General features: G+C 31.9%; 7 protein-coding genes. 4 read left to right on the top strand and 3 right to left on the bottom strand.

Going from position 1 to position 5975, the window contains the following annotated elements:
* The first annotated feature begins 171 nt into the window (after positions 1 to 171).
* Entirely contained in the window at positions 172 to 1371 is a 1200-nt protein-coding gene (locus QZZ51_RS14990) for an alanine dehydrogenase (RefSeq protein ID WP_291871119.1), read from the top strand.
* Between the two features lies 1 nt (position 1372).
* On the top strand, positions 1373 to 1759 hold the full coding sequence (locus QZZ51_RS14985) for a DUF4258 domain-containing protein (RefSeq protein ID WP_291871117.1): 387 nt from the start codon (positions 1373 to 1375) through the stop codon (positions 1757 to 1759).
* Positions 1760 to 1949: 190 nt separating this feature from the next.
* Here QZZ51_RS14985 and QZZ51_RS14980 read toward each other — a convergent pair whose 3' ends face one another.
* Complete coding sequence (locus QZZ51_RS14980) at positions 1950 to 3116, bottom strand: proline dehydrogenase family protein (RefSeq protein ID WP_291871115.1); 1167 nt, start codon at positions 3114 to 3116, stop codon at positions 1950 to 1952.
* Positions 3117 to 3249: 133 nt separating this feature from the next.
* On the opposite strand from QZZ51_RS14980, the gene aroB reads away from it, so the two are divergent.
* The gene (gene aroB / locus QZZ51_RS14975) at positions 3250 to 4311 is read left to right on the top strand and encodes a 3-dehydroquinate synthase (protein ID WP_291871112.1); all 1062 of its coding nucleotides are present in this window, start codon (positions 3250 to 3252) and stop codon (positions 4309 to 4311) included.
* Positions 4312 to 4411: 100 nt separating this feature from the next.
* On the top strand, positions 4412 to 4723 hold the full coding sequence (locus QZZ51_RS14970) for a hypothetical protein (RefSeq protein ID WP_291871110.1): 312 nt from the start codon (positions 4412 to 4414) through the stop codon (positions 4721 to 4723).
* Positions 4724 to 4725: 2 nt separating this feature from the next.
* Here the strand turns inward: QZZ51_RS14970 and QZZ51_RS14965 are convergent, their stop codons facing one another.
* Together QZZ51_RS14965 and QZZ51_RS14960 are read right to left on the bottom strand one after the other, a co-directional pair.
* Positions 4726 to 5241 carry a DinB family protein gene (locus tag QZZ51_RS14965; protein ID WP_291871108.1) on the bottom strand — a complete coding sequence of 172 codons (516 nt, stop codon included), beginning with the start codon at positions 5239 to 5241 and terminating at the stop codon, positions 4726 to 4728.
* Positions 5242 to 5315: 74 nt separating this feature from the next.
* Positions 5316 to 5795 carry a winged helix-turn-helix transcriptional regulator gene (locus QZZ51_RS14960; protein WP_291871106.1) on the bottom strand — a complete coding sequence of 160 codons (480 nt, stop codon included), beginning with the start codon at positions 5793 to 5795 and terminating at the stop codon, positions 5316 to 5318.
* Positions 5796 to 5975: the final 180 nt, after the last annotated feature.

Here is a 5975-nt window from a genome sequence, read left to right as displayed (position 1 = left end):
TATCTACGCATAACATAGAAAAACAATTTAAGGTTTTACAAAACTGGTTAAACTTTAAGTTTTAATTCTACCACCCAAATTCCTGTATAGTTTATACATAGTCTTAATTATTTCATTAAAAAGTGTAAATTTGATATTAACCATATATGTTATGGCAATATCTTTATGAATATGAATGAACTAACCTCTCCTTTTAGTAAAGACCAACTACTTCCGCAAGAAGAAACTCTAGAAATACTAAAGCAAAAAGGGGAACTTTTTATAGGTCTCCCAAAGGAAAATCAATACCAAGAAAAGCGTATCTGTTTAACTCCAGATGCTGTTAATGCTATTACAGCAAACGGACATAGAGTATTAATAGAGGCTGGCGCAGGAGAAGGAGCTAATTTTTCTGATATGGATTATACCGAGGCTGGTGCAGAAATATCTAAAGACACAAAAAAGGTATTTTCTTGTCCGTTACTTTTAAAAGTGGAGCCACCTATCCTATCCGAAATAGAAATGCTTAACCCGCAAGCTACTGTAATTTCTGCCTTGCAAATAAAAACACAAGACAAATCTTACTTTAAAGCTTTGGCAAAAAAGCGAATTACAGCTATTGCCTTTGAGTATATTCAGGATTCGGATGGAAAATATCCGGCAGTACGCTCCTTAAGTGAAATTGCAGGTATATCCTCTGTCCTAATTGCCTCGGAATTAATGGCCGATACCAATAAGGGCAACGGATTAATGTTTGGTAATATTAGTGGCGTTCCGCCAGTAGAAGTTGTAATTATTGGTGCGGGTACTGTTGGTGAGTTTGCTGCAAGATCGGCAATTGGCCTAGGTGCAAATATTAAGGTTTTTGATAGCTCTATTACAAAATTAAGAAATATACAGACGAACCTTAATCAAACTATTTATACGTCTACAATTCAGCCAAAAAACCTTCTAAAAGCCCTTAAAAGGTGTGATGTCGCCATTGGAGCAACACGAGGAAAAGACCGTTCTCCTGTGGTTGTTAGTAAGACTATGGTAGAGAATATGAAAAAAGGAGCTGTAATTATAGATGTTAGTATTGACATGGGCGGGTGTTTTGAAACAAGTGAAATAACAAACCATAACAAGCCTACATTAGAGAAATTTGGTGTAGTTCATTATTGCGTTCCTAATATTCCATCTAGATACCCAAAAACCGCTTCTGTTTCTATTAGTAATATATTTACGCCTTACCTATTAAAACTTGGTGAAGATGGCGGAATAGAAAATTCTTTGCGTTTTGATAAAGGTCTAAGAAATGGGCTGTATCTTTACCACGGAATTTTAACTAATAAAACTGTAGGAGAATGGTTCGACCTACAATACAGCGACATCAATTTTTTGATATTTTAATATGGCATTTGTAAAACGTTTAGGCTACTTTTTGTTTGGCTTATCTATAGGAATAGTTTTTTTAACCTTCTTTTTTAAGAAAAAATCAGATGAAACTGGAGTTTCTTTATCTTTTTGCTATTTACCAAATTGTAGAGTACTAAAAAATATTCGTTCCAAACCTCTTCATTATTCCGAAGAAATAAATCAATTACTATTAAATAAAGAATTAGACTCTTTAGATATTGTATTTCTCCTTAGAGAAGGAGATGTAGATTTTAGTAAAAGTGATACAAAATCTAATCCGTGTAAAACATACCTTATTGAAGGGGAATTACACGGAAAAGAAGTTTCTTTAACGGTTAAGAATTGTACTAACAAAGCACAAATAAGTACCTTCAATAAATAAAGAAATAACCTCTACCTAAGAGTATGCATAATTAGAAATTCTCTTTTTATTCCCACCAGATTGGGCTTAATAGCCCGAAGCTTGCTTCAAAACATAAAAGATAAGTAACCTTTTTATACCTCGAAGTAGTTTGCTTTAATTAATTACAAACGCTCGGGAATTAAATCGAGTTTAGGCTATCGCCCTGCGATTAAATTTTCCTACGTTTACGCTCTGATTTTATTAATGAAAGCTCTCTACTTGTTTGTCCAGAAACAGAAGTATTTTCTTCTGCACGCCTAATTAAATAAGGCATAACATCTCTGACTGGGCCAAACGGCAAGTATTTAGCAACATTATAACCTGAATCTGCTAGATTAAAGGATATATGGTCACTCATTCCATATAATTGCCCAAACCATACTCTTTTATCGGTATTAGCAATATTGCTATTTTTTAATATTTCTATTAGCTTATAACTACTAGCTTCATTGTGCGTGCCACAAAACAGAGAAATACTTTCCACATTAGCAGTCATATACTTCACTGCAGCATCAAAATTTATATCGGTTTCTTCTTTACTTGCGCATATAGGAGACGGGTAGCCATTTTTCTTAGCCCTGTCGTTTTCTTTTTCCATATAAGCACCTCGAACTACTTTAAGTCCAATCTTAAATCCTTTGTCTAAAGAACGCTTGTGTAATTTTTTAAGATAATCTAAACGATCCCATCTGTACATTTGCAATGTGTTAAATACAATAGTTTTTTCCTTATTGTATTTTTCCATCATGTCTTCTACTAATTGGTCTGCGGAGTCTTGCATCCAGCTTTCTTCCCCATCAATTAATAAAGAAACACCTAAGTCGTGTGCTTTTTTACATACTTTATCAAACCGTTCAACAATACGTTCCCATTCTTGGGTTTCTTCCGTTGTTAAACTCTTTTTTGCGCTTACTTTCTCGTATATCGCAAACCTTCCAAAACCAGTAGGTTTAAATACGGCAAAAGGAATAGAATCTTTTTCTTTTACGAAATTCAAAATTTTTAATATCTTATCAAGAGCTTGATCAAACGTGGCTTCTTCTTCTTTTCCTTCTACCGAATAATCCAAAACCGAACACACACTTTTTTCCCAAAGTTTACCTACAACAGGCAAACAATCTTCTTCGCTAATTCCGCCACAAAAATGATCAAAAACCGTAGCCCTAATTAAACCTTCTACAGGTAAATGTGCTTTAATAGCAAAATTGGTCATTAAAGTTCCCATTTTTACCAAAGGTTCATTAGCTATCATCTTAAAGAGGAAATAAGCTCTTTCTAATTCTGAATCTGTTTTTAATACGAATGCCGTTGCCGTATTCTCAAAAATATACTCCATTTATTATCATTTTAATCGCAATCAAATATAATACACATTTTATATTTTTTACATTTAAAATAACCTTTATTTTGCGTTGCAAATCAAAATTAAAATTGGAACCTTGTTCTCGAGAGAATTATAATTTTTTAGTATGAAATCTATTACAACATCTTCCTATTCTATTCATTTTAACCAAGAAGCTTTCGATGCCCTTAATGCGCATTTAGAAAAAGAAGCTTATTCTACTGTATTTATTTTGGTAGACGAGAATACACATGAACATTGTTTACCCTTGTTTATGTCCCAAATATCTGGCGATTATTCTTTTGAAATTATAGAGATTGAATCTGGGGAAGAAAACAAACATATAGAAACTTGTCTAGGTGTTTGGAACGCTTTGTCTGAACTAGGAGGAGACCGCAAAAGTATTATGTTAAATTTAGGAGGCGGTGTTCTAACAGATTTAGGAGGCTTTGTTGCTTCTACATTTAAAAGAGGTATTCACTTTATAAACATACCAACTACCTTACTCTCTATGGTAGACGCCTCTGTTGGCGGTAAAACAGGAGTCGACTTGGGCTCTTTAAAAAACCAAGTAGGCGTTATTAACCAACCACAAATGGTTCTTATTGTTCCTTATTTTTTACAAACTCTAGAGAATAGACAAATACAAAGTGGCTTTGCTGAAATGCTTAAACATGGACTTATTAAAGAGGAGAAATATTGGATAGAATTAAAAAAAGTATCTTCTTTTAAGGAGATGGAGGATCATATTCATGATTCTGTTGTTATTAAAAATGATGTAGTAACTATTGATCCGACAGAACAAAATCTTCGAAAAATACTTAATTACGGTCATACTTTGGGTCATGCTGTAGAATCTCATTATTTAGAAAGCAAAGAGCTGCCAACTCTTTTACATGGAGAAGCTATTGCTGTCGGAATGATTTTAGAAGGCTATTTATCGTATAAGTTAACAGGGCTTCCTAAGCAGCAATTAGAAGATATAAAAGAAACATTTTTAAGCCGTTATCCTAAAATAGAATTTGCCGATGCCGATATTGAAAGTATCCTTAAACTACTAAAATTCGATAAAAAGAATTCTCATGGGAATATTAATTTTGTTTTATTAAAAAGCATCGGAGAAGCTGTATATGATATTAAAGTTGCTAATAATTTGTATTATGAAGCTTTTTCTTACTACAAAGAATAAGCTGTTCATGTACTAAAATCCTAGTTTTACAACTCTTTACAAATTGCAAAGCATTAATTATATAGTTTAGGTTTATAATTAACCAATATACTTTACCAAAATGCTTCGTAAACTAGTAGATTACAAAAAATTAGACCACAGCTTAGCTTCTCTTTTAATAGAAACGTATCCGTATGGGTATGGCGATGAGGATATTATAATATTTAAAAACTTAAAAGGAGAAATAGTAGAAACTGTAGAGTTACGCACAGAAGACACTATATATCTTGTAAAAATAAGCAAGAGTTTATCTAACTTTATAGCTAATTTTGAAGACAATTTAGAAAAAGGAATAGACGCAAACACATCTAAAGTATTGCAAGAAGTTGAAACAGATAAATTAGAATTAAAGCTTAGTGAGGAGGAGTCTTAATCCTAAAAATATCTTTCTTCTAGAATAGAGCAATGGTGTTTTTGGTGTCCACTTATAACAAATCCTATACCTGCAACACTCCAATTTATACTGCTAGCAATACCTGTATACTGCAATTGTTTATTTTTTAAATTCTGATACAGAGTAATACTAGCCTCTCTCACAGATAAATATTCCTGTAATATACTTTCTTTACTACGGCTGGTTACATCTGTGTGCAGTATATACTCATCCTGATCAAAACCTGGCAATGCACTTTTATCATTTTTAGAAAAACGGAAAGCTCTATATTGAAACACTCTTTCTGTGTCAATTATATGCATAATAACTTCTGCTATTGTCCATTTTCCTTTTCCATAAGAATAAGACAATTTAGAGTCCTCCAAGTTTTTTAAATATTTAACCATCCAATTTTTTCCGCTTTGCAACTCTCCTATTAAATCTACATCGCTTATCGCGTTTAAATATGTAGCATAAAATTCTTGATATTCCGTAGGGCTTAAGTCTGATTTTTGCATAGTTTAGTAATGATATAAAAAAATCCAATCAAACTACTTTTGATTGGATTTTTTAATTATTTAAATTAACCCAATTACAACTCGTTAAAGATTGTATGCATTAATCGTTTTTTATCGTTTATGCTTTCCTCTAAAGAAATCATTGTTTCTGTTCTGCTAATACCTTCAATATCATCTATCATAAAAATAATATTTTTTGCGTGCGTTGTATCTTTAGCTCTTATTTTGCAAAAGATATTAAACTTACCAGTTGTAATATGTGCAACAGTAACATTTGGTATTTCATTTAATCTTTCTAAAACAAATTTAGTTTGATGGGTTTTTTCTAAATAAATACCCACATAGGCGATAAAAGAATACCCTAATTTTACATAGTCTAAAGTTAAAGAAGAACCTTTAACAATGCCTGCTTCTTCCATTTTTTTTACCCTAACGTGCACTGTTCCTGCAGAAATCAAAAGTTTTTTTGCGATATCTGTGAACGGTGTTCTGGTGTTGTCAATCAACATATCCAGAATTTGATGATCAATTTCGTCTAATTTAACCTTACCCATTTTGTAACTAATTTAGATGCAAAAATAATAAATTGTAGAATTAAATTCAACGAAAGTTGTCTTTTTATAATAAAAATGTAAGGAATATTGACTTTTAATAAAATTATATAATATTTTTAAGAATATTTTCTATGAAATTTGTTTTTTTTATCGTTATAAGCTGCTTCTTTTTTTTGCAAT

Source organism: Maribacter sp. (assembly GCF_016744255.1).
In the GTDB taxonomy this organism is placed as follows: Bacteria; Bacteroidota; Bacteroidia; order Flavobacteriales; family Flavobacteriaceae; genus Maribacter_B.
The sequence above is the reverse complement of the archived record's forward strand: the minus strand, read 5'-3'. Positions and strand labels throughout refer to the sequence as shown.

Bases quoted from the DNA above. Each gene is read 5' to 3' on its own strand.
- QZZ51_RS14990 (WP_291871119.1), top strand. From the start codon at position 172: ATGAATGAACTAACCTCTCCTTTTAGTAAAGACCAACTACTTCCGCAA.
- QZZ51_RS14985 (WP_291871117.1), top strand. From the start codon at position 1,373: ATGGCATTTGTAAAACGTTTAGGCTACTTTTTGTTTGGCTTATCTATA.
- QZZ51_RS14980 (WP_291871115.1), bottom strand. From the start codon at position 3,116: ATGGAGTATATTTTTGAGAATACGGCAACGGCATTCGTATTAAAAACA.
- aroB (WP_291871112.1), top strand. From the start codon at position 3,250: ATGAAATCTATTACAACATCTTCCTATTCTATTCATTTTAACCAAGAA.
- QZZ51_RS14970 (WP_291871110.1), top strand. From the start codon at position 4,412: ATGCTTCGTAAACTAGTAGATTACAAAAAATTAGACCACAGCTTAGCT.
- QZZ51_RS14965 (WP_291871108.1), bottom strand. From the start codon at position 5,241: ATGCAAAAATCAGACTTAAGCCCTACGGAATATCAAGAATTTTATGCT.
- QZZ51_RS14960 (WP_291871106.1), bottom strand. From the start codon at position 5,795: ATGGGTAAGGTTAAATTAGACGAAATTGATCATCAAATTCTGGATATG.